The 23,173-nt window shown below is 73.0% G+C and carries 20 protein-coding genes and 1 pseudogene; 5 read left to right on the forward strand and 16 right to left on the reverse strand.

What is annotated here, in order from left to right; genetic code table 11:
• Window positions 1-37 precede the first annotated feature (37 nt).
• The 3 genes from PUR61_RS27110 to PUR61_RS27120 are packed head-to-tail and all read right to left on the reverse strand — an operon-like array spanning window position 38 to window position 1,793.
• The gene (locus tag PUR61_RS27110; protein WP_329882041.1) at window positions 38-427 is read right to left on the reverse strand and encodes a roadblock/LC7 domain-containing protein; all 390 of its coding nucleotides are present in this window, start codon (window positions 425-427) and stop codon (window positions 38-40) included.
• Window positions 424-1,437: a DUF4388 domain-containing protein gene (locus PUR61_RS27115; RefSeq protein ID WP_329882042.1), complete on the reverse strand. Its 1,014-nt coding sequence runs from the start codon at window positions 1,435-1,437 to the stop codon at window positions 424-426. Before PUR61_RS27115 ends, PUR61_RS27110 begins: the two co-directional genes overlap by 4 nt.
• A complete protein-coding gene (locus PUR61_RS27120) occupies window positions 1,434-1,793 on the reverse strand; it encodes a hypothetical protein (protein ID WP_329882043.1) in 360 nt (119 codons plus the stop codon). Before PUR61_RS27120 ends, PUR61_RS27115 begins: the two co-directional genes overlap by 4 nt.
• A gap of 142 nt (window positions 1,794-1,935) precedes the next feature.
• On the opposite strand from PUR61_RS27120, the gene PUR61_RS27125 reads away from it, so the two are divergent.
• Window positions 1,936-2,301 (forward strand): hypothetical protein, encoded by a 366-nt coding sequence (locus PUR61_RS27125; protein ID WP_329882044.1) that lies wholly within the window; start codon window positions 1,936-1,938, stop codon window positions 2,299-2,301.
• Window positions 2,302-2,536: 235 nt separating this feature from the next.
• On the opposite strand, the gene PUR61_RS27130 is transcribed toward PUR61_RS27125, so the two are convergent.
• A complete protein-coding gene (locus tag PUR61_RS27130) occupies window positions 2,537-3,472 on the reverse strand; it encodes a GNAT family N-acetyltransferase (RefSeq protein ID WP_329882045.1) in 936 nt (311 codons plus the stop codon).
• A gap of 301 nt (window positions 3,473-3,773) precedes the next feature.
• On the opposite strand from PUR61_RS27130, the gene PUR61_RS27135 reads away from it, so the two are divergent.
• The 3 genes from PUR61_RS27135 to tuf all read left to right on the forward strand — a co-directional run bounded on the left by PUR61_RS27135 (window position 3,774) and on the right by tuf (window position 7,397).
• Window positions 3,774-4,814 carry an NADP-dependent oxidoreductase gene (locus PUR61_RS27135; protein ID WP_329882046.1) on the forward strand — a complete coding sequence of 347 codons (1,041 nt, stop codon included), beginning with the start codon at window positions 3,774-3,776 and terminating at the stop codon, window positions 4,812-4,814.
• Window positions 4,815-5,044: 230 nt separating this feature from the next.
• Window positions 5,045-5,482 carry a RidA family protein gene (locus PUR61_RS27140; protein ID WP_329882047.1) on the forward strand — a complete coding sequence of 146 codons (438 nt, stop codon included), beginning with the start codon at window positions 5,045-5,047 and terminating at the stop codon, window positions 5,480-5,482.
• Between the two features lie 721 nt (window positions 5,483-6,203).
• Window positions 6,204-7,397 (forward strand): elongation factor Tu, encoded by a 1,194-nt coding sequence (tuf, locus tag PUR61_RS27145; protein ID WP_329882048.1) that lies wholly within the window; start codon window positions 6,204-6,206, stop codon window positions 7,395-7,397.
• A gap of 78 nt (window positions 7,398-7,475) precedes the next feature.
• On the opposite strand, the gene PUR61_RS27150 is transcribed toward tuf, so the two are convergent.
• The 12 genes from PUR61_RS27150 to PUR61_RS27205 form a co-directional block, all read right to left on the reverse strand.
• Entirely contained in the window at window positions 7,476-7,910 is a 435-nt protein-coding gene (locus PUR61_RS27150; protein WP_329882049.1) for an SgcJ/EcaC family oxidoreductase, read from the reverse strand.
• A gap of 151 nt (window positions 7,911-8,061) precedes the next feature.
• Window positions 8,062-8,658, reverse strand: a complete 597-nt coding sequence (locus PUR61_RS27155) for a hypothetical protein (RefSeq protein ID WP_329882050.1) — start codon at window positions 8,656-8,658, stop codon at window positions 8,062-8,064.
• Window positions 8,659-8,794: 136 nt separating this feature from the next.
• Complete coding sequence (locus PUR61_RS27160; RefSeq protein WP_329882051.1) at window positions 8,795-9,814, reverse strand: hypothetical protein; 1,020 nt, start codon at window positions 9,812-9,814, stop codon at window positions 8,795-8,797.
• The gene (locus PUR61_RS27165) at window positions 9,811-11,127 is read right to left on the reverse strand and encodes an MFS transporter (RefSeq protein WP_329882052.1); all 1,317 of its coding nucleotides are present in this window, start codon (window positions 11,125-11,127) and stop codon (window positions 9,811-9,813) included. The genes PUR61_RS27160 and PUR61_RS27165 overlap by 4 nt, the downstream gene beginning before the upstream one ends.
• Window positions 11,128-11,285: 158 nt before the next feature.
• Window positions 11,286-12,734, reverse strand: coding sequence for a CBM96 family carbohydrate-binding protein (locus PUR61_RS27170; protein ID WP_329882053.1), 1,449 nt, complete (start codon window positions 12,732-12,734; stop codon window positions 11,286-11,288).
• 458 nt (window positions 12,735-13,192) lie between these two features.
• Entirely contained in the window at window positions 13,193-14,212 is a 1,020-nt protein-coding gene (locus PUR61_RS27175; RefSeq protein ID WP_329882054.1) for an N-acetylglucosamine kinase, read from the reverse strand.
• Between the two features lie 152 nt (window positions 14,213-14,364).
• Window positions 14,365-15,654 carry a 6-phospho-beta-glucosidase gene (locus PUR61_RS27180; protein WP_329882055.1) on the reverse strand — a complete coding sequence of 430 codons (1,290 nt, stop codon included), beginning with the start codon at window positions 15,652-15,654 and terminating at the stop codon, window positions 14,365-14,367.
• Complete coding sequence (locus PUR61_RS27185) at window positions 15,654-16,568, reverse strand: carbohydrate ABC transporter permease (RefSeq protein WP_329882056.1); 915 nt, start codon at window positions 16,566-16,568, stop codon at window positions 15,654-15,656. Before PUR61_RS27185 ends, PUR61_RS27180 begins: the two co-directional genes overlap by 1 nt.
• A 21-nt stretch (window positions 16,569-16,589) precedes the next feature.
• A complete protein-coding gene (locus PUR61_RS27190) occupies window positions 16,590-17,588 on the reverse strand; it encodes a carbohydrate ABC transporter permease (protein ID WP_329882057.1) in 999 nt (332 codons plus the stop codon).
• A gap of 24 nt (window positions 17,589-17,612) precedes the next feature.
• Entirely contained in the window at window positions 17,613-18,968 is a 1,356-nt protein-coding gene (locus PUR61_RS27195; RefSeq protein ID WP_329882058.1) for an ABC transporter substrate-binding protein, read from the reverse strand.
• Window positions 18,969-19,281: 313 nt separating this feature from the next.
• A complete protein-coding gene (locus PUR61_RS27200) occupies window positions 19,282-20,472 on the reverse strand; it encodes an ROK family transcriptional regulator (protein ID WP_329882059.1) in 1,191 nt (396 codons plus the stop codon).
• A gap of 244 nt (window positions 20,473-20,716) precedes the next feature.
• On the reverse strand, window positions 20,717-21,943 hold the full coding sequence (locus PUR61_RS27205; protein WP_329882060.1) for a mechanosensitive ion channel family protein: 1,227 nt from the start codon (window positions 21,941-21,943) through the stop codon (window positions 20,717-20,719).
• A gap of 600 nt (window positions 21,944-22,543) precedes the next feature.
• Between PUR61_RS27205 and PUR61_RS27210 the strand changes: the two are divergent.
• Window positions 22,544-23,047: pseudogene (locus PUR61_RS27210) on the forward strand (HNH endonuclease); the annotation flags it as partial.
• Between the last annotated feature and the right edge of the window lie 126 nt (window positions 23,048-23,173).

Here is a 23,173-nt window from a genome sequence, read left to right on the forward strand (position 1 = left end):
ATCCCGGACACCCCCGTCCCGTCGCCGGGGCCCTGCGCTAGGCCGCGGGGACCATCCCGAGCAGCTCGCTCAGCCGCCGGATCGAGGCGGGCGACTCGCGGTGCAGGCCGGCGATGTCGAGGCCCTCGTCGCCCAGGACCATCAGCAGCGCCTGGTCACCGATCGCCAGCACCACGACGTAGCCGCCGTTGCAGCGGGTGACCACGTCGCGCAGGCCGCCCACGCCGACCTCGGCCGCGGTGCGCCGGCCGAGGCCGAGCATGGCGGCCGACAGGGCGGCGGCCGACTCGGGGTGGACGGCGGCCGTGTCGGCGGCCACCAGCAGGCCGTCGGCGGTGGAGATGACGCTCTCGGAGATGCCCATGACCCGTTCGCGGAGGGACTTCAACTCGGCGACGAGAACGGCGGTCGGTGTCTGGGTGCTCATGGTCTGCTCTTCTCGGTCGTCTCTGTCGTCTCGGTGCGGTGTGCGTTCGGTGGACCGTCGGAAGCGCCCGCCGCTTCCTCGGGCCGGGAGTCCGGCCGGCCGTGGCCGCCCGCGTTCCCTGCGCCGCGTACGCCGGGGACGCGACGCGGCAGCGGCCCGGTCGCGGTCGGCAGCGGTCCGCTCGGCGGTGTTCGCGGGGCCACGCTCGGTGCCGTGGCGGCCGGGAGCGCCGTTTCGCGGTGGAGAAGGTGTCGGGCGTCCATCCGGACGACGTCCAGCAGCACCGAGAACACGCCGCGCCCCAGCGCGAATCCGATGTCGCGCGGGGTGCGGCGGCCGGTGGCCGCGGCCAGGACCTCCCGATAGCGGACCGGGATCCGCGACGCAGCGGACTCGGCCGCGGCGGCAGGGCGGATCCGGGTGCGGGCCAGCTCGCCGGGCGGGCCCCAGAGGCGGGTCAGCAGCGCCACCCGCCGGGCGGTCTCCTCGAAGAGCCGCTGCGGCTCGATCCCCGGGCACAGCGCGATCCGGGCGGGCGGCGCCGATTCGGCGATCTCCCAGCTGCCGGGCGGGCTGAGCACCAGGGCGAAGGCTCCGTCGAAGACGGCGGCGGCGCAGACGGCTTCGAGCTCGGTGGCGCCGATCGACCCCTGGGCCACCAGGGCCGCGCCGAGGTCGCCGCCCCAGGCCGCGGGAGCGTCGACCGGGCGGGCGGCGGAGGCGGCCGTCTCGGCGGTCGCCCAGTCCGCCTCGCCGACGCGCCGCGCCTTCAGCAGCAGGGTCTCGGCGGTCGGAGCCCCGGGGGTCTCGATCGCCGTGACCAGCCCCTGTTCCAGGTGGATGGTGCCGCCCGGTGCGCTGGAGACGGTGACCGAGCCGGTGAAGCCCGTCCGGTGCAGTGCGAGGAGCAGCGCGGGCACGTTACGGGCCGCAGGCGGCACGGGCGGTGCCGGGTGGTGGGCAGGGTGGTGGGCCGGGTCGTGGGACAGCTCGTCGGAAGGGCCGCTCATGCCAGCAAGCCCCCCGCACGGTCGGCGGTCTGGCGGATCGCCAGCGCCAGGTTGGTCCGCCCCCGGTCCAGCACGGTGGCCAGCAGCAGGGGGTCGCCCTGACGGGGCACCACCTGGACGACCTGGTGATGGCGCGTGCTGGTGACCACGACGCTCTCCAACTCGCTCTCCACCCCGGCCTCGTACAGACGCTCGCCGATCAGATTGGTCAGCTCGGCGAGCTCGGCCCCGCTGCCGAGCAGCCGGTGATCCCCGGCGGAGTGGTAGCTGAGGCCCGTGACGGCGTCGACGAGAGCAGCGCCGACGACTCCGGGGGAGTCGAGCACATCGGAGAGGGAAGCTTCGAGTGCGCGCACCAGTACCCCTTCACGTTCCGAACTGTTGGCAGCGTACTTTATTCCACCATTTCCGCGGGGTGACCACCGAGGGTGGCTTCTTGCTACTTTGTTCCCGCACACGGGAGTTCTGCCCGGAAGTCACGCAAAGGACGAACAGCGCATGAACATTGACAACGCACTCAAGGACGCGATGGCCATCGAGGGCGCCATCGGCGTGGCTCTGGCCGACTACGAGAGCGGTATGTCACTCGGGTTCCTCGGCGGGGGCCAGCAGCTCGACCTGGAGGTCGCGGCAGCCGCCAACACCGAGGTCGTCCGGGCCAAGATACGGGCCCTGGCAGCGCTGTCGATCGACGACGTCATCGAGGACATCCTGATCACCCTCGGCACCCAGTACCACCTGATCCGCCCGCTGGCGCGCAGTCACGGATCCCTCTTCCTCTACCTGGCGCTGGACCGCTCGCGCGCCAACCTGGCGCTCGCCCGGCACGGTCTCAAGCGGATCGAGGCCGATCTCGACGTCTAGGGTGCGCGCCGCACCGGGAATTCCCGGTGCGAATGCGAAGCGTGATGAACCGGCTACGGCGTTCCGTCCGTCGGAGTGGGGTGCGGAAATTGCAGGTGCGCATCAATCACGGAAATGCGTGACTTTCCGATGACTGGGCGTCATATTCTCCCCCCGGCGTTCCGCACCGAGCCCTAATCCCGGAACCGTGGAGCGGCCGAACGCCGGCCCGCCGGCCCGCCGGACCGCCCCCGTCCTACCGGGGCTCCTCGTCGAGCACCTTGCCGTACATCGACGAGGTGCGCCGGACGGTCATCCCGACCCGCTCGTACAGCGGCAGCGCGCCGGTGTTCGAGTGCGTCCACAGGGTGCACAGCTCCCGCCCGTGCCGGTGGAACGCGTCGAACACCTCGCCCAGCAGCAGCCGTGCGATGCCCCGGTTCCGGTGGTCGCGGCGGACGGCCAGCCGTTCCACGTAGCCCTCGCTGCCGCCCGGCACGTCGAGCGACAGCGCCGCGCCCACCATCTCCCCGTCCGCGAGGGCCACCCGCGAGAGCGCGGGCGCGAACGCCTCCCGTCCGACGGTCCGCAGGGCCCACTCCTCGTAGGGGCTGCGCCGCACCTGCCACTCGTCGAACGCGTCCTCGGTGAGCAGGTAGGCCGCCTGCTCGTCACCGGGGGCGAAGGGCCGCACCGTGATCCCGTCCGGCGGCCCGGCCGCCACCGGGCGGGCGGGCAGCGCGATCCCCAGCTGCCACTGGGAGACGAACGGCCGGTACCCGCGCGAGCGCAGCAGTGCCACGGCGGCCCGGTCGCCGTCCTCCACGGCCTGGGCGAGCCGTACGCCGCCCGCACGCCGGGCCTGCGCCTCGGTCCAGTCGAGCAGCCATCCGCCCAACCCGGCGCCCCGGTGGGTCGGGTGGACGTCGATCCGGCTCCGGCGGCCCCCGCGGACCCACGCCCAGCCGGCCACCTCGCCGTCGCCGTCCTGCACGAGCAGCGCGTCGCGGGCCGGGTCGAGGTCGGGGAGGGCCAGGTCGGCGGCGATGTCGTCGGACCCGGTCTCGGCCCGGCCCAGCAGGTCGCGCTCGCAGGCGTCGACCAGCCGGTGGACGGCCGGGGCGTCGGCGACGGCGGCCGGCCGGCTCCGGTAGCGGGCGGGGAGCGGCGGCAGTTCGGGGAGCACGGTCATGCTTCCCGACTCTCCGCCACCCGGGCCGCTCCTGTCGACCGGTTTCGCCGCACCGGCGTCGTTCGCCCCGGCGCCCTTCGCACCGGCGGACGTGCGGGCGTCCGGGCGGGCGTCCGGGCCGAGGGTCCCCGCACCGGAAGTCGGCCGGTCCGACGTCCCGTGCGCACGCCCGTCGGGCGGCCCTGTGCGTACGGGCCGGGCGGCCGTGCGCGGACCGTCAGCCGATCGTGCGAGGCCCCCGGCAGAGTCTTCCTCGTCAGCAGGAAACGGCAGCACCGGACGAAGAACGAGGAAGCCCGCCATGAGCACCCAGCAGACCACCGTGACCCCCGCCACCACCTTCTCCGCCGAGGTCCGGCTCGCCTCCCGCCCGGTCGGGTCGCCCACCGCCGACACCTTCGAGCTGGTCCGCACCGCAGTCCCCGAGCCGGTCGAGGGCGAGATCGTCGTCCGCAACACCTGGATGTCGGTGGACCCGTACATGCGGGGCCGGATGGACGACGCGCCGTCCTACATCCCGCCGTTCGAGCTCGGCGCGGCCCTGGACGGCAGCGCGGTCGGCGTGGTGGTCGCCTCCCGCTCCGACGCCGTGCCGGTCGGCGCGACCGTCTCCCACTTCCTCGGCTGGCGCGAGTACGCCGTCCTGGACGCCGCCGCCGCGACTGTCGTCGACACCGGCCTCGCCCCGGCGTCCGCCTACCTGGGGGTGCTGGGCACCACCGGCCTCACCGCCTACGCGGCGCTCACCGAGATCGCCCCGGTCCGCGAGGGCGACGTCGTCTTCGTCTCCGCCGCCGCCGGGGCGGTGGGCAGCGTCGCCGGGCAGCTGGCCCGCAAGCTCGGCGCCTCGAAGGTGATCGGTTCGGCCGGCGGCCCGGAGAAGGCCGCGAAGCTGGTGACGGACTTCGGTTACGACGCCGCGATCGACTACCGGGCCGGCTCGCTGGACGAACAGCTCGCCGCAGCCGCCCCGGAGGGCATCGACGTCTACCTCGACAGCGTCGGTGGCGACCACCTGCGGGCCGCCATCGGCGCGATGCGCACCGGCGGCCGGATCGCCCTCGTCGGCGCGATCAGCACCTACAACGCGACCAGCCCGGCCCCGGGCCCGGACAACCTGTTCCAGGCGGCGGCCAAGGAGCTGAACCTGCGCGGGATGCTGGTCAGCAGCTACTTCCACCTCTTCCCCGAGTGGATCGGCCGGGCCGCCGGCTGGCTCGCCGACGGGAGCCTGCGCACCGAGCAGACCGTCGTCGAGGGCATCGAGCAGGCGCCGGCGGCCTTCCTCGGCGTGATGCGCGGCGCCAACACCGGCAAGATGCTCGTCCGCCTGGAGGGATGACCGGCCCGGAGGAAGACCGCCCGGTGGAGGACCGCCGGAGGGAGACCGCCGGAAGGAAGCCCGGCGGGCGGGAGGACCGCCCGCCGGGATGATCGCCGCCGCACGGAGCGTTGCCACCGGAGGGCTCCGGGTCGACGCCGAACCGCCGGAAGGCGTGCGCAGCACCGCACCTGACGTCACGACAACGACCCGTCGCACCCACCGCACCACAACCGAAGGAACCGTCGACCATGAGTGACCTCCACGACCACCGCACCCTCACCAACCCCGCCGGCCTGCACGACCCCACGCCGTTCGGCTACAGCCACGCCGCCTCCGCACCCGGCGAACCGGTCTTCATCGGCGGGCAGTACGCCTCCGACGAGAGCGGCCAGGTCGTCCCCGGCGACTTCGCCGCCCAGGTCGAGCGGTCCTTCGACAACCTGCGCACCGCGCTGGCCGGCGTCGGCCTCGGCTTCGAGCACGTCGTCCGGCTCGGCTCGTACGTCGTCGACCACGACCTGGAGAAGCTGGGTGTGCTGGGGAAGGCCCTGCACGCCGCCTGGGGCGACCGGCTGCCCGCCCAGACGCTCAGCGGCGTCGCGTCGCTGGCGCTGCCCGGGATGCTCTTCGAGATAGACGCGGTCGCGGTGCGCCCGGTCGACGGCGCGGAGAGCGCCACCCGCTGACCCCGCGGCGCCCGGCGCCACTCCAGGGGGCCGCCGATCGTGGCGGCCCCCTCCGCGGCACCCTCCGCGGCACCCCCTCCTCCGATCCTCCGCACTGAAGGGCCCGCCATGAAGGCACTCGTCCACAACCCGAACGCCCCCCGGCAGCCAGCTGGCCGAGGCGTTCTACCGTCTCGAACGCGGCGGCGTCGTCCAGGCGATCGGGACGGCCTCCGGCGAGCCGACCGTCATCGACGTCGAGCGGGCCCGCGTCGAGAGCCCGAACGGTCGGCTGGAGAACTTCAACGTCAGCACGCCCGTCGGTGCCGACCTCGGTCACCTGCTCCACCTGGTGGCGGCGGACCGGCTCTCCTCGCAGATCGGCTGGCGCGGCTCCTGGGCCAGGGCCCACGAGGCGGCGGACGCGCTCGTCGGGCGCCGGGTCCTCGGAAAGGCCGTCCTGGACCTGGGCCCGGACGACTGGCCCGGGCGACTGGCCCGGGCGACTGGCCCGGACGGCCGGGCCGGGACCGGCGGGCCCGCCGGAGGGCGTGGTCCCGGCTCCGCCGCACCCCCGGCCCGCTATGGTTACCCTCTGCGCGGGGTCGGTCACTCCTGGTCGCGGCGGCGGGGGCACGCCCTCCCCGCGTGCGACGGCCGCGCCCCGCGCTTTCCATGAGCAGCGCGGGCAGGCGGTCGGCCGATGGCTCTCCGCCCCGGTCCGACATCTGAGGAGGAGCGCGTGGCGAAGGCGAAGTTCGAGCGGACGAAGCCGCATGTCAACATCGGCACCATCGGCCATGTCGACCACGGGAAGACGACGCTGACGGCGGCGATCACCAAGGTCCTGCACGACGCCTATCCGGACCTGAACCCTTTCACGCCGTTCGACGAGATCGACAAGGCGCCGGAGGAGCGGCAGCGCGGCATCACGATCTCGATCGCGCACGTCGAGTACCAGACCGAGGCGCGTCACTACGCCCACGTCGACTGCCCGGGTCACGCGGACTACATCAAGAACATGATCACCGGCGCGGCCCAGATGGACGGGGCGATCCTCGTCGTCGCCGCCACCGACGGTCCGATGCCGCAGACCAAGGAGCACGTCCTGCTGGCCCGCCAGTCAGGGGTCCCGTACATCGTCGTCGCGCTGAACAAGGCCGACATGGTGGACGACGAGGAGATCCTGGAGCTCGTCGAGCTGGAGGTCCGCGAGCTCCTCTCCGAGTACGAGTTCGACGGCGACAACACCCCGGTGGTCCAGGTCTCCGCCCTCAAGGCCCTGGAGGGCGACAAGGAGTGGGGCGAGAAGCTGCTGGGTCTGATGAAGGCCGTCGACGAGAGCATCCCGCAGCCCACGCGGGACATCGACCACCCCTTCCTGATGCCGGTCGAGGACGTCTTCACCATCACCGGCCGCGGCACCGTGGTGACCGGCCGGATCGAGCGCGGGGTGCTGAAGGTCAACGAGACCGTCGACATCATCGGCATCAAGCCGGAGAAGACCACGACCACGGTCACCGGCATCGAGATGTTCCGCAAGCTGCTCGACGAAGGGCGGGCCGGCGAGAACGTCGGCCTGCTGCTGCGCGGCATCAAGCGCGAGGACGTCGAGCGCGGCCAGTGCATCATCAAGCCCGGATCGGTGACCCCGCACACCGAGTTCGAGGCGACGGCCTACATCCTGTCCAAGGACGAGGGCGGCCGGCACACCCCGTTCTTCAACAACTACCGGCCCCAGTTCTACTTCCGCACCACCGACGTCACCGGGGTGGTGACCCTCAAGGAGGGCACCGAACTGGTCATGCCCGGGGACAACGTCGAGATCACCGTCACCCTGATCCAGCCTGTCGCGATGGAGGAGGGCCTGCGGTTCACCATCCGGGAGGGTGGCCGGACCGTCGGCGCGGGCCAGGTCACGAGGATCACCCAGTAGGAGAAGAGGGAGAAGGGGGCCGCCTCCTGGCACGATCGAAGGATCGGAGGCGGCCCCCGGCTCGGGACCGGTCGTCACTCACCCTGCGGACGGGGCATCGACCGCGTTGTTCTGACCGGCCACGATCTTCCAGCCGTCCGCCTGGCGGGCCACCACGTAGAGGGCGGCGCCGTGCGCCCCCTCCACGGGTTCGCCCGCGGCATCGGTGGGCGTCTGGGCGACGTTCACCGCGACCACGTCCTCCGCGATCGCCAGGATCTTCACCACGTCGTACCGGGCGTAGGAGTCCCGCAGGAAGCTCTCCATCGCCGGCCTGCTGAACTCGGTGATCGCCGTCCGTCCGTCGAGCCGCAGGCCGCGGGCGTTGGTCCACGAGGCCTGCTCGCCGAACTGCTCGCCCAGCGCGGTCGCGTCCTTGGTGTTGAACGCCTTCTCCAGGGCGGCGACCACCCCGGTCACCGCGTTCCTGACCTCGGCCGGGACGGCCCCCACCACCAGTACGTCGTTCGCCATGGCGAACCCCTCCTCACGTGCCGTGCCGGCGGTGGTGATCACCGCCTGGGCCCTATCCGACAACGTGAACCCCACTTGAGGTCAAGCCCGGTGGGCGGAGGCCGGTACGGGCCACCGCGGAGGCCGGCGTCGTCCGGGGCTGCGCGGCGCCTCAGTGGCGGTACAGCTCCGTGATGCGGGTGATGCGACCGCGGGCGTCGAGGACGATGTCGTAGGTGTCGCCGTAGCAGCCGTACGGCGGGTCGGGCTCCCGGTCGGCCAGGCAGTCGCCGAGGTGCTCCAGGAGGACGGGGAGCTGGACCTCCTTGGCGGGCTCACCGTCCTCCAGGGCGACGAGGGTGGCGGTCACCCGGGCGGCGAGCGGGTAGGCGGTGGGGATGCCGACCGGGTCGTAGGAGCCGTCGTCGGGGGCGTCGGAGTCGCAGACGTACCGGGTGGGGAGGGCGGTGAGGCGGCCCTCGATCTCGCCGACGACCCGGACGACCTGGTGGCCGGGGCTCAGCGAGAGGTCGGTGCACTCGGGCGAGGGGGCCGTCGGCGCGGAGTCGGTCGCGGCGCCGTACGCCTCCTCCGGGCCGTCGTCCCACGGGGCCGCGTCGTCGAGGTCCTCGGCGTCGACCGTGTCCTCGTCGTCGTCCGAGGCCATCGCCACCGTCGGGACCTCGTCGATCGGGGTGCAGGCGGCCAGGCCGGCGGTGACGGTACAGCAGAGCAGCACGGCGAGGAGGAGGCGACGGGGGGCGGTCATGGGGCGAGTCTCCCAGGAAGACGACCGGACACGGCACCCCCGTACACGCGGAATCCGTACACCCGGTTCCGCTCCGCCGGTTCCGCCGGTCCGGCGGAACCGGACGGCGGCGGGCAGGCGGGCGGACGGCGCACGGTCAGGACAGCGGGGCGGGGGAGTTGGCCTCGGGGACGAGCAGCGCGGGCGCCGCCGAACCGTCGGCCGGTACCCCCCAGACGTCGTTGACCCCGTCCGAGCGCTGGATCGCGTACGCGACGGTGGCGTCGTCGAGCCAGGCGGGCTGGTCGTCCACCGAGCGCTGCTCCGGCAGCCGGGTGGCGGCCATCGTGGCGAGGTCCAGCACAGCGGGGCGCCAGCCCTTGGCGGGGTCGCCGTCGACGGCCTGCTTGAAGGCGATCCGGCGGCCGTCGGGGGAGAGCGACGGGCACTCGACGTTGTCGGCGAGCGTGCGGACGGTCCGGGCGGCGAGGTCGCCCTCCACCAGGTAGCGGTGGCCGTCGGTGGCGAGGGTCGCGTAGAACCGGTTGTCGTCCGCGGTGAAGGTCACCCCCCAGTAGTTCACGTCGGCGGCGCGGTACGGCCGGCCGTCCCGGGTGATCGTGAACTCCTCCAGAGTGTTGAGGAGTTGCCCCCCGGAGGTGTCGAGGACGCCGGTCCGGGTGGAGAAGGAGTTGCCCGCGTAGGAGTCGCCGCCGACGAAGAGCGTCCAGGAGACCATCCGGCCGCTGGCGGAGACCCGGAGCCGGTTCGGGAGGCCGGTCAGCGAGACCTTCCTGCGCTCGTTCGACGCCCGGTCCAGCACGACGAGTTCGGGCCCCTCCAGGGCGCCGGCCGGGGCGAGGCAGGCGACCGTCCCGGCGGCGGCGTACGCGCGCTCGCAGCGGCGGCTGCCGACCTCGCGGCTGCCGCCCGGGTCCTGGCGGGAGACGGACGAGAGCAGGCCGTTGCTCAGGACCTGGATGCGCGGACCGGCCGCCGTGCCGCCGGGGTCGCCGTCGGGATCGGAGTCGGAGTCGGGGGCGGAGCCGCGGCCAGGGGCCGTCGCGGCGGTGCCCGGTGCGGAACCGGCGGTCAGGGTGTACGTCGTGGCGGCGCCGCCGAGCAGCAGGGCGGCGGTGGCGATCGCCAGCAGCCGGGCGCGCGGGGTGAGGTTCAACGGGGGTCCTTCGCAGGGGTGTCGGGGGTGGTCACGGGAGCGGCCGGGCCGGCGGGGCGGCGCGGACCGCCGGACAGCAGGACGACGGTCCCCAGCAGCGCCACCACGACGGCCGCCGCGGCCGCCCGGCTGGCGGTGGCCGGCCCCCAGTACTGCCAGGCCAGCCCGAACAGCACCGAGGAGGCCAGGTAGGCCAGGGCCTGTCCGCTCTGCACCAGGGCGATGCCGGTGGTCCGCAGCGCCTCGGGCAGCCGGGGCCCGGCCAGGGCCATCAGCACGCCGTCGGTGGCCGCGTAGAAGAGGCCGTGCAGCGCCAGCACCGCCACCGTCGCGCCCGTCCCGTCGAGCGGCCCGTACAGCAGCAGGTACGCGCCGGCCAGGGCCGCGTAGCCGCCCAGCAGCACCGGGAGGCGGCCGATCCGGTCGGCGAGCGCGCCCAGCGGTGCGGCCAGCAGCAGGTACGTCAGGCTGGTGCCGACCGCCAGCAGCGGGAACCAGCCCAGCGAGAGGTCCGAACGCCGCTGCAGCAGCAGGTAGACGAAGCCGTCGCCGATCGTGGCCAGCCCGAGCAGCGCGGCGGCCAGCACCAGCCGCAGCACCGGGCCCTGCCGCAGCAGGCCCAGCGCGGCGCGGGCGGAGATCGCGCCGGCCGCGGGCATCGGGGTGCGGTGGTCGCGGACGAACAGCACCAGGATCAGGACGCCGAAGGCGGCGACGCAGAAGCTGGTGACGAAGACCGCGTCGAAGGACTGTCCGGCGGCGGCCAGGACCGCCAGCGCGAGCAGCGGGCCGGCGAAGGCGCCGGCCGCGTCCATGGTGCGGTGCAGGCCGAACGCCCGGCCCAGCGAGCCCTCCGGGGCGGAGAGGGTGATCAAGGCGTCCCGCGGGGCGCTGCGCAGGCCCTTGCCGGCCCGGTCGGCGGTGATCACCAGGCCGAGCGCGGCCGGTGCGGAGCCGGCGGCGAGCAGGCCGAGCTTGGCAACGGCGGAGATCGCGTAGCCGGCCCCGGCGACGACCTTGCGGCGCTGGATCCGGTCGGCGACGAAGCCGCCGACCAGGCGCAGCAGCACGGTCGCGCCGCCGTAGAGACCGTCGATCACCCCGTACGCGGCCGGGCCGAGGTGCAGGGCGGCGGTCAGGTAGAGCGGGAGGACGGCGGTGACCATCTCGGAGGAGACGTCGGTCACCAGGCTGACCGTCCCGAGGGCGACGACGTTGCCGCCCACCAGGGCCCAGCGGCGCTTCCTCGGGCCGGCGGGGGGATCGGTGGGGGGATCGGCGGCGGCCGGGCGGCCGATGGTGGACAGGTACACGGGTGGCCTTTCGCCGGTGCGAGCTCGGCACGGGGACGGTCGGCGCGGGACGGCGGCGCGGGACTGCGGCGCGGGGTGGTCCGCGCGGGGTCGGCGGAGCGGCGGGACGCGGCCGGGGGAGGTCCCGGCCGCGTCGTCGCTCGGGGGTGCGCCGGGCGTCAGTGGCAGGCGGTGGTGCCGCTGTCGTTGTACGTCTTGCCCGCCTCGGGGACGAACTGCCAGGTGTAGCCGTTGTTGTGCAGCGTGAACTTCAGCACGCCGTAGGTGTCGCTGTTGCGCGCCTCGCTGTTGGCCTGGATGGTGCCGAAGCTGTAGTGGCTGGCGCCGCCCATCCCGGCCACGAAGTGCCGGATGCCGCGGGTGGTGTCGAGCGCGCCGCCCGGGTTCATCGGCGCGAACCGCTCGTACTGGTGGTTGTGGCCGGTGACGATCACGTCGGCGTTGTAGTCGTACAGGGCCTGCACCAGCGGGCCGACGGACGTGCTCGGGCCGTGGTTGGAGCCGGACGTGAACCGCGGGTGGTGCCAGTACGCCAGCGTGCAGGGCTTGTTGCTCGCGGCGAGGTCGGCGCGGAGCCACTGCTCCTGGGCGGAGCCGGTGCTGGTGGAGATGTTCGAGTTGAGCGCCACGACGTGCCAGTTGCCCAGGTCGTAGGAGTAGTAGCCCTGGCCGGCGGTACCGGCCGCGGCGCCGAAGTAGTTGTAGTAGCCGGTGGCGCCCGAGGTGTTGTACTCGTGGTTGCCCGGCGCCGGCTTGGTGCGTGCCTTGTGGCGGCCCCAGGTCGGTGCGTAGTAGTTGGTGTAGTCCGAGGCGCTGCCGTCGGGGTAGGCGTTGTCGCCCGCGTTGAACACCGTGCCGGGGATGCCGTCGAGCAGCTTGGCGGTGGCCTCGTCGCCGTTCCCGGAGTTGGCGATGTCGCCGGCGCCGACCAGCACCGGGTCCGCGCCGCCGGTCGGGGAGGTGGTGGGGGTCGGGGTGGCGGTGGGCGTGGCGGTCGGCGACGAGGTCACGGTCGGCGACGGGGAGGGCGTGCCGGTGTCGGTGGTGATCACCAACTGCGGTGCGGTGGAGCCGGATTCGCGCGAGTCGTAGTCGGCGCCGTCGCTGGACGCGGAGGTCACGCCGATGGCGAAGGTGCCGTTCCCCTGGACGTAGGAGGTGACGTCCACCTCGTACCAGGAGTTGCGGGAGACGGAGCCGATCGAGCCCAGCACCGGGCCGTCCACGGCCGGCTGGTTGTTCCAGGTCAGGCCGGTCTCGGACCAGGTGGTGCTGCTCAGCGAGCGGAAGGTGCCGCCGCTGCCGCTCTCGGCACCGGACACGTCGTCGGTGTGGATGCGCAGCTTGGCGCCGGTCACCGGTGCGGTGAGGCCGGAGACGGTGAACTTCAGGAAGGTCCGCTTGGCCGGGCTGTTGTCCACCCCGAGCTGGCCGGACGTTCCGTAGTTGGTGCTCGGGTTGCTGCTGTACGCGTAGGTGTCGGCCACCGGGGTGAACGTGGTGGTCCCGACCGCCGCGGTGGCGGCACCGGAAAAGGCGGTGACGGCCAGCGCGCCGGCGGTCATGGCGCCGAGGGTGGCCGCGGCGACGACTCTGCGTCCGGGCATGGGGTGACCCTTCGTGAGAGGAGGGGGACGGTCGGCGGTGCGTCGGGAGACGCTAGGGACGGCAGCCTTCTCCCGGGTGATGGACTTCCCCTGGACCGATGGCCGGTCGGTGAACGCCTGGTGCCGTCGCCCCACCGGCCTCTCCGGTCCCACCCCGCCCCGGCCGTCGGCCCCCGCGCCGCCTCGCCCGAACGGTCCGTCGACCGGTCCGAGCAGCTGACTGTTCGTCAGGTTACCGCGCCGTAGCGTCCCGTCCACCCCTCCCGCCGCCACCCGTCCGTCCGCCGCCCACCCGCCCGATCCCGCCGCCCCGCCGTGAACGCCCCGCCGCGACGCCCCGCCGTGAACGCACGACCGCCCCCGCCGGGTGTGCGGACCCGGCGGGGGCGGAACCTGTGGGGACGGAAGCGGCGAGGGCGGAAGCGGTGGGGCGGGGGCGGAAGCGTCGGGACCGGGCGCTACGCCGCCACCGGCCGGTCGGTGTCGTACGCCTCCCGCACCCGGGCCTGCGCCTCGGCGCCCGCCGCCAGGTGGTCGAGGCCGAGCAGCGCCGCGCCCAGCACCGGCGGTGCGACGACGACGCGCGGCTCGGCGAGCGGCGCGGCCTCTGCCAGCCGGGCGGTGAGATTGTCGATCAGCAGCGGCTGCCGCGAGGCGAGCACGCCGCCACCGAGCACCAGCGGGGTGGGCTCCTCCAGGAGTTCCAGCCGGCGCAGGGCGACGACCGCGAGCCGGGTGATCTCGTCGGCCTGCCGGTCGATCAGCTCCAGCGCGACCCGGTCGCCGCCCTCCGCGACCGCGAACAGCACCCGGACGATCTCGTGCAGCCGGCCGTACGGCAGGTGGTCCAGGTGGACGGCCTCGGCGACGGCGCCGGCGCTGGGCAGGCCGAAGTGCTCGGCGATGGCCGGGGCCAGGACGGTCGGCCCGCCGCGGCCGTCCTCCGCGCGGACGGCGTGCCACATGCTGGTGAGCGCGAGGCCGGCGCCGCCGCCCCAGTCGCCGGTCAGTTCGCCGAGGGCGGGGAACCGGGCGGTGCGGCCGTCGGGCAGCAGGCCGACGCAGTTGATGCCGGCGCCGCAGACGACGGCGACGCCGCGCGGGCCGTCGGTCCCGGCGCGCAGCAGGCCGAAGGTGTCGTTGACGACGGTGTTGCTGGCGCCCCACGGGTGGGACTCCAGGGCCACGCGCAGCGCCTCCTCCTCGACCGGGAGGTCGGCGTTGGCGAGGCAGGCGCTGACGTGACTGGTCAGCGTGCCGTTCCAGGCGGTGATCCCGGCCGCCGCGGCGGCCTGCTCGACCAGCGGCGCGAGGCCGGCGACGGCGGCGGCGCCGCCGACCTTCTGCGGGGTGAAGCCGCCACCCCGGGCGGAGCCGAGGACGGTGCCGTCGGCGCCGATGAGGGCGACGTCGGTCTTGGAGTTACCCGCGTCGATGGCGAGGACGCCGGGCAGGTGTGGTTCGGGCTGGTGGGTCATCAGGTCCCCGCGGCTCGTACGTGGCCCGGCCGTGGTTGGTCCCGGCCGGGGGTGGGAGGTCTCCTCGCGGCCTCCTCGCGGAGGGCCGGTGGGCCCTCGGCGGCCCGGCCCGCACCCCCCACGGAGTGCGGGCCGGAGTTCGGCCGGGCGGGTCAGGCCCAGGCGAGGTGCTCGCGGTTGTGGGCGAGCAGCCGGTCCGTCAGCCGGTCGGCGAGGTCGATCTGGCCGACCAGCGGGTGGGCGAGCAGGGCGTCGAAGACCCGGTCGCGGCCGCCGCGCAGGGCGGCGTCCAGGGCGAGGTTCTCGTACGCGGTCACGGAGGCGATCAGGCCGGCGTAGAGCGGCTCGACCGGCCGCTGCGGCAGGGCCCGTACGCCCGCCGCGTCGACCTCGGCCGGCACCTCGATGACGGCGTCGTCCGGCAGGAACGGCAGGACGCCGTCGTTGCGGGTGTTCACCACCTGGACCGAGGTGGCGCCGTCGGTGCCGAGCAGCGCCGCGATGAGCTGCACGGCCGCTTCGGAGTAGAACGCGCCGCCGCGCTTGCCGAGCAGTTCGGGCTTGGTGTCGAGCGCGGGGTCGGCGTACATCTCCAGCAGCTGCCGCTCGATCTCGGCGACCTCGGCGGCGCGGGAGCCCTTGACCTTGAGCTCCTCCACCACCTGGTCGTGCTGGTAGAAGTACCGCAGGTAGTAGGAGGGGACGACGCCGAGCCGCTCGATCACCCGCCGGGGCAGGAGCAGGTCGTCGGCGATCTCCTGGCCGAAGCCGGCGAGCAGCTCCGGCAGCACCTCCCGGCCACCGGCGGCGCCGGGCGCGTCGAGCAGGGTGACGCCGCGCTCCCAGGTGAGGTGGTTGAGGCCGACGTGGTCGAGCCGGATCAGCTCCGGGTCGACGCCCAGGTGCCTGGCGAACCGCCGCTGGAAGCCGATGGCGACGTTGCAGAGGCCCACGGCCTTGTGGCCGGCCTCCCGCAGGGCCCGGGTGACGATGCCGACCGGGTTGGTGAAGTCGACGATCCAGGCGTCGGGGTTGGTGCGCCGGACCTTCTCGGCGATGTCGAGCACCACCGGGACGGTCCGCAGCGCCTTGGCGAGCCCGCCCGCGCCGGTGGTCTCCTGGCCGACGCAGCCGCACTCCAGCGGCCAGGTCTCGTCCTGGTTGCGGGCCGCCTGCCCGCCGACCCGCAGCTGGAGCAGGACGGCGTCGGCGTCCGCGACCCCCGCCTCGACGTCGGTCGTGGTGGTCACCACGGCGCCGTGCCCCTGCTTGGCGAAGATCCGCCGGGCCAGCCCGCCGATCAGCTCCAGGCGGTCCGCGGCCGGGTCGATCAGGACGAGCTCGCCGACCGGCAGGGTGTCCCGCAGCCGGGCGAAGCCGTCGATCAGCTCCGGGGTGTACGTCGAACCGCCGCCGACGATGGCCAGCTTGAGTGTGGACATCAGCCCTTGACCCCTGTCAGTGTCACGCCTTCGATGAAGGCCTTCTGTGCGAAGAAGAAGAGGAGGATCACCGGGGCCATCACCAGCAGCGTGGCGGCCATGGTGAGGTTCCAGTTGGTGTGGTGGGCACCCTTGAAGGACTCCAGGCCGTAGGAGAGCGTCCAGGCGCCGGGCTTGTTGCTGGCGTAGATCTGCGGGCCGAAGTAGTCGTTCCAGCAGTAGAAGAACTGGAAGAGGGCGACGGCGGCGATGGCCGGCTTGGCCATCGGCAGGACGACCTTGAGGAGGGTGCGCAGGTCGCCGCAGCCGTCGATCCGGGCCGCCTCGATGTACTCCTTGGGGATGGTCAGCAGGAACTGCCGCAGCAGGAAGATCGAGAAGGCGTCGCCGAAGGCCATCGGGATGATCAGCGGCCAGAGCGAGCCGCTGAGCCCGAGCTCCTTCGCCCAGAACAGGTACATCGGGATGATGGTGACCTGGGGCGGCAGCATCATCATCGAGATGACCGCCATCAGCGCCAGATTGCGGCCGCGGAAGCGGAACTTGGCGAGCGCGTAGGCCACCGGAAGGCTGGAGACGATGGTCAGCAGGGTGCCGAGGCCGGCGTACAGCAGGGTGTTGCGCCACCAGGTGAGGAAGCCGGGGGTGTCCCACACCTTGGCGTAGTTGCCCCACTCCCAGGAGGTGGGCCAGTAGTCGGTGGTGAGCGCCTGGCTGTCCGTCATCACCGACGTGAGGAAGGCGAAGACGAGCGGGAGCAGGAAGAACAGCGCGGCGGCGACGGCCAGCGAGTGCACGGCCACCCAGTTGAGCAGCGCGCGGCGGCGGGCGGCGCGGGCCGCGGCGCCGGGGGCGCCGCGCCGGGCGGGCCCCTCCGCGGGGGCCGTCGCCGTGAGGGTGGAGCTGAGAGTCATGATCGTGTCCTCACTGGGCCGCTAGTCGTCGCTCGCCATGAAGCCGGACTTGCGGCGGAGCAGGAGCGAGGTGACGGCCATCGAGATGGCGAACAGCACCAGGGCGACGACGCACGCCGCGCCGTAGTTGAAGCGCTGGAAGCCGAGGTTGTAGACCATCTGCGGCAGGGTCCAGGTGGATCCCTGCGGGTAGCCCGGTTCGAACTGCTGCCCGGAGTTGCCCGCGTTGCCGCTGGTGACCTTCGCGGCGACGATCGCCTGGGTGTAGTACTGCATGGTCTGGATGACGCCGGTGACCACCGCGAACATGATGATCGGCGAGATGTTCGGCAGGGTGACGAACCGGAACCGCTGGAACGGCCCGGCGCCGTCGAGTTCGGCGGCCTCGTACTGGTCCCTCGGGACGTCCAGCAGGGACGCCATGAAGATGACCATCAGGTCGCCGATGCCCCACATGGCGAGCATGGTGAGGGCGGGCTTCGACCACGTCGGGTCGGCGAACCAGCCCGGCTGTGGCAGTCCGATCTCGCCGAGGAAGTGGTTGACCGGTCCGGTGCCGGGGTTGAGCAGGAAGGCGAAGGCGACGGTCGCGGCCACCGGCGGTGCCAGGTACGGCAGGTAGAACGCGGTGCGGAAGAACCCGGCACCGGTCTTGACCTTGGTGATCAGCAGCCCGATGCCGAGGCCGAACGCCACCCGCAGGCTCACCATGATGAAGACCAGCCACACGGTGTTGCGCAGGCCCTTCCAGAAGGCCGGGAGGTCGTTGAAGACGTAGTCCCAGTTCTTCAGGCCGTTGAAGGCGGGTGCGCCGAAGCCGTTGTACTTGGTGAACGAGAAGTAGACCGTGGAGATCAGCGGGTACAGGAAGAAGACCGCGAAGCCGATCAGCCAGGGGGAGAGGAAGGCCAGGGTGCGGGCCGCCTCCCGGCGGCGCTTCCGGCGCAGCAGGTGCTGCGTGGAGGGCGCCGCCGGGTCGGTCGGTCCGCTGCCCTTGCGGGTGTCGGACGCGAGTGACATGGGAGCTCCGTGAACCGTTCCGCGCTACTTGGCCTGGGCGATGGCGGCGTCGATCTCCTTGGCGGTGGCCGCGAGACCGGCCGCGAGATCGGTCTGCCTGCCGGACTCGAACTCGTAGCCGAGGTTCTGCACCGAGACGATGTAGCCGCCGCCGTTGACGCTGGCCGGCGTGGTGCTGGAGTTCGCGTTCTTCGCGATGTCCAGGAAGGTCTTGAAGTTCGGGTCGCTGATCAGCTTCGGCGAGTCGAGCGCCGCGAAGGTGCTGGGCACGTTGTGGATCGCGTTGGCGAACGAGACCACCGCGTCGGTGTCGGTGGTGAGGAACTTCGTCAGCTCCCAGGCGGCGGCCTGCTTCTTGCTGGTGCTGGCGATGCCGATGATGGTGCCGGTCTGGTAGCCGCGGCCCCAGGTGGAGGCCTGGTCGTCCGGCACCGGGAACGGCGCGGTCGCCCACTCGAAGTCCGGCTTGTTCTCGGCGAGCGAGGCGGTGCGCCACTCACCGTCGATGGCCATCGCGACCTGGCCGGTGTGGAAGGGGTTCTTGGCGCTGAACTCCTCGCCGAAGGTGGCCCGGAACTTGTCCAGCTTGTCGTAGCCGCCGAGCTTGTCGACCAGGCCCTTCTGCCAGTTCATCATCGCCGCGACCTTCGGGTCGGTGGCGATGCTGGACTTGCCGGAGGCGTCGAAGTAGCTCGGGCCGTACTGGCCGAGGAAGTGCTCGGTGGTCGACTCGTAGCCGTGGTACAGCGGCATGAAGCCGAGCTGCTTGTAGCTGTCGCCCTCGGCGAGGGTGAGCTTGGCGGCGGTCTCGGCGAACTCGCTGAAGGTCTTCGGCGGGCCGGCGATCCCGGCGTCGGCGAAGGCCTTCTTGTTGTAGTACAGGCCGAAGGCGTCGCCGAGCAGCGGCAGGGAGCACTGGTTGCCCTGGAACTGCGTGTAGTTGAGCATCGCGGCCGGGAAGGTCTTGGCCGGGTCGATGTTGTCCTTCGCCAGGAAGGGCTTGAGGTCGGCGAAGGCCTTGGTCGAACAGAACATGCCGACGTTGTTGGTGGTGAACGAGGAGACCACGTCCGGGGCAGCGTCGCCACCGGCCCGCAGTGCCTGGTTGACCTTGTCGTCACCGATGTTCTCGGTCGTCTTGACGTGGATGTTCGGGTGGGCCTTCTCGAAGGCGGCGATGTTGTCGTTGATCGCCTTCACCTCGGCGGGCTGGTTCCAGCCGTGCCAGAAGGTGATGGTGACGTCCTTGCCGCTGGCCGAGTCGTCGCTGCCGCTGCCGTCGCTGGATCCGGTGCAGGCGGTGGCCAGCAGGGCCAGGACGGCGCTGCCGGTGACGGCGGCGATCGTACGGCGGCCTCTGCGGGAGGTGGTGGAGTGCACTTCGAGGTCCTCCTGGGGGTGCGCGGGCAGGCGTCATTGCCTCGGGTCCCGCGTAGGGGGTTGGGGAGAGTGGGTGCAGGGATCGAGCGGTGCGGGTGGTGCGGGTGGTGCGGGTGGTGGCTGGTGCGGGTGGAGCCAGGTGGTTCGGGTGGTTCAGGCGGTGCTCGGTGGGAGCGCCGGTGACTCGGGCGCCGATGGGTCGGACGCCTGTGGTTCTGAACCGGTGGTTCGGACGCCGGTGGTTCGGACGCCGGTGGTGGAAGCGTCCGTGGCGGGAGCGTCGCTGGTGTGAACTTCGGTGGGCGGGTGGACCTCAGTGGGTGGAGAAGACCGCCTCGCGGGCGGCCGCCAGCGCGCGTTGCAGCGCGCCCAGCAGGACGGGCGAACCGGACAGGGTGCTGCTGCGGACCTCCGGGCGGGCGATCGAGATCCGGGCCAGCTCCTCCTCGACCAGCGCCCGCAGCCGTTCGCCGCCCGCGGTCGGCACACCGCCGGAGACCACCACGAGCTGGGGGTCGACGACGGCGACGATCACGGCCAGTCCGACGGCCAGCCGGCCCGCCAGCTCGGTGAGGAACGCGTCGCCGGCGCCCGGGGTCCGCAGCGCCTTGGCGAGCGTCTCCTCCGCGGTCGGCGCGCCGAGTCCGTGCTCCCGGGCCAGGGCCCGGACGGCGGGGGCGCCGACCAGCTCCTGGAACCCGCCGGAGTTGCGGCGGCGCACGTCCCGCAGCACCGGGGCGCCGGGCACCGGCATGTAGCCGACCTCGCCTGCGCCGCCGGTGAAGCCGCGGTGCAGGCGGCCGGCGATCACGATCGCGGCGCCGGTGCCCTCGCCGGCCCAGAGCAGGACGAAGTCCTCGAACCCGTGCGCCGCGCCGGAGGCCTGCTCGGCGACGGCGGCCAGGTTCACGTCGTTCTCGATCGACACCGGCGCGCCGATCGCCCCGGACAGCTCCTCGACCAGCCGCGGCGCGTGCCAGCCGGGCAGGTGGGAGGCGTACCTGAGCTTGCCGGTGCCGGGGTCGGGCGCCCCGCCGACGCCGATCACGACGGTGTGCAGGCTGCCCTCGGCCAGCCCGGCGGACCGGGTCGCGTCGGCGACCACCCGGGCGACCCGGGGGACGGTCTCGGCGGCCGTCCACCCCTTGGTGGGGACGACGTCCTCGGTGAGCGTGGAGCCGGTGATGTCGGCGACGGCGACCCGGACGTGGCTGTTGGTGACGTCCAGCCCGGCGACGTGACCGGCGGCCGGATTCACCTGGTACAGCTGCGCGTTGGGGCCCGGTCCGCCCGCCGTGGTGCCCACCGGCAGGACCAGCCCGGCCGCCTCCAGACGGGCCAGCAGCTGGGAGGCGGTGGGCTTGGAGAGTCCGGTCAACGTGCCGATCTGGGTACGGGAGAGCGGGCCGTTCTCCAGCAGTAGTTCGAGGGCGGCGCGGTCGTTGATCGCGCGCAGCAGGCTGGGGGTGCCGGCGAGGGGGGCCTTGGCGGTGGTCCTGGTCACGCGGAGATCCTCCTCCTCTTCCTGCTGGTCGGCTGCCCGGCGGACGGGCCCGGGCGAACTGTTAGGAAACTTTCCAGTCGCTTGAGACAGGACCGTACGGTCCCCGTCACGAGGGTGTCAATGGCCCTTCCCCCGGTGGATGCCGAAGCGTTACCGGGCAGCAGTGAGCCCCGCCTCCGGCGTGCGCGGAGGCGGGGCTCTCGTTCGTTCACGGGCTCTGCCGGGGCGGCGGCCCGCTACCCGGTCAGGGCGCCTTGGCCGCGTCGTCGACCGGCTTCACGGGAGCCGGTATCGGCGCCGTCGCCTGGTAGCGGGGCGAGTTCGGGTCGGCCAGCGCCGACGGCGGCGCCGGGTCGGCGCCCGGCGAGGCCGCCGACGCGGTGGTCAGCACCACCCCGGCGGTGGCCGTTCCGGCAGCCGCGCCCGCATCGGCGGCGACCGGCGCGACCTCCTCCTTGACCTTGATCCCGGCCTGGTCGAACGCGACCTTCAGGCGCTGCCGCAGGGCCCGCGCCACGCTCAGCGACTTGCCCGGAGCCGTCCGCGCCTCGACCCGCAGCACCACCGAGTCCACGGCCACCGACTCCACGCCCAGGATCGAGAACGGCGCCCAGACCAGCTCGTCGAACGGCGCCTCCTTGGCCAGGGCCTCCGCCGTCTCCTGGATCAGCGCCTCGACCCGCAGCAGGTCCTCCTTGTACCCGACCTGGACGTCCACCGAGGCGGTCGACCAGCCCTGGCTCATGTTGGCGATCCGCTTCACCTCGCCGTTGCGGATGTACCAGATCTCGCCGCCCGCGCCGCGCAGCTTGGTCACCCGCAGGCCGACCTCCAGCACCGTGCCGGTGGCCACCCCGGTGTCGATCTCGTCGCCGACGCCGTACTGGTCCTCCATGATCATGAAGACCCCGGAGAGGAAGTCGGTGACCAGGTTGCGGGCGCCGAAACCGATCGCCACACCGGCCACACCGGCACTGGCCAGCAGCGGGGCCAGGTTCACCCCGAGCGCCGACAGCACCATCAGCGCGGCCGTCCCCAGGATGCTGAAGGACGCGACGCTGCGCAGCACCGAGCCGATCGCCTCCGAGCGCTGCTGCCGCCGCTCAGGGTTGACCACCCCGGTGTTGGCCAGCAGCCCGCCCAGCCGTCCGGGCTCGTCCTCGCCCTCACCGGGCTTGACCATCCGCGCGATCAGCTGGGAGATCAGCTTGCGGACCATCGCGCGCAGCACCAGGGCCAGCACGACGATGAAGACGATCCGGACCCCGCTCGCCAGCCACTCCTGCCAGTGCGAGTCGAACCAGCTGGCGGCCTGCCGGGTGGTGTCGGAGACCTCCTGCGCGCTGGTCGGGATTCTGAGGTCGAGCTGCGGCAGCCCCGGGGCCGTGGGACTGGGGGACGGGTTCGGCGTCGAGGCCGACGGCGTGACGGACGCGTCGGCGAGGAGGCCGGCGGCACCGGACCTGATCACGTGCGGGACCTTCCTGCAGGGTGCGTGGCACAGCCCGCCGCCGCGGAGGCACACCCGGGAGGCACGCCCCTGGCCTGCGGACCGTCCGCTCTACCCTATCCGCCGCCCACCCGGCACCCTGACACGCCGACGGCCTCTGCACCGCCCTCCCACGGCTCTCCCACGGTCCGGCCACCGCTCTTCCGAGGGCGCGCGGCGGCCGGACGGACGCCCCGTCAACGCCCCGGCGCGCTGCCCGCGGCCCCGCCCGCCCCGCGGTTCACCCCCGCCGCCCCCTCCGGCCGGGCCCGCCGTCCGCGCTGCTCCGACGGGGTCCGACCGGTTCCCGCCCCGTGCGCCCCGCTGCTCCGACCGGCCCAGCCTTCCCCCGCGAGGGCGCCCCGGAGCACCCTCCGGGCACCGGGGTGCAACCCGCCCTTCCCCCGGGCATACCGGGTATGACAGAAGCCACATCCGGAGTTCACGTCAGGTCCGTTACACAGGAGTGGTGGCGCCGTACAAAGGCGTAAGGCGACACTGGGGGAGATCACGCACCCGCTGTGTGATCCAACCGCTCGTCCCGGCGCGAGCCACGCGCCGCAGGCGTCCAAGGAGGCATCCGTGCCGCATGTCCTGGTCCTCAACGCGTCCTACGAGCCACTCGGCGTCGTATCGATGCGCCGCGCACTCATCCTCGTCCTCAATCACAAGGCAGTCAGCCTTGAGGACTCGGGTGTCACTCTGCACAGCGCCACCAGCGCCCTTCCGGCGCCGTCCGTCGTCCGACTGACCCGCTTCGTCCGGGTCCCGTTCTGCGGGCCCGTCCCGCTCACCCGTCGGGCGCTGTTCGCCCGCGACCACGGCCGTTGCGTCTACTGCGGGGCCGCCGCCACCAGCGTCGACCACGTCATCCCGCGCAGCCGGGGAGGCCAGCACCGGTGGGACAACGTGGTGGCCGCCTGCCGCCGCTGCAACCACACCAAGGCCGACCGCCACCTCACCGAACTCGGCTGGCGGATGAAGCGCCCGCCGGCCCCGCCGTCCGGCCTGGCCTGGCGGATCATCGGCACCGGGATCAAGGATCCGCGCTGGCGGCCCTACCTGGAGCCGTACGGCGGCGGCGACCAGCTGCGCGCCCCGCAGTGGGGCGAGTACGAACACCACGACCATACCGAGGCCACCCATCCGGTGCCGCTCGGCCGGGCGCACTCGGCCCACTCCGCCCACTCCGCCCACTCGGCCCACTCCGCA

Source organism: Streptomyces sp. BE20 (assembly GCF_036322525.1).
In the GTDB taxonomy this organism is placed as follows: Bacteria; Actinomycetota; Actinomycetes; order Streptomycetales; family Streptomycetaceae; genus Kitasatospora.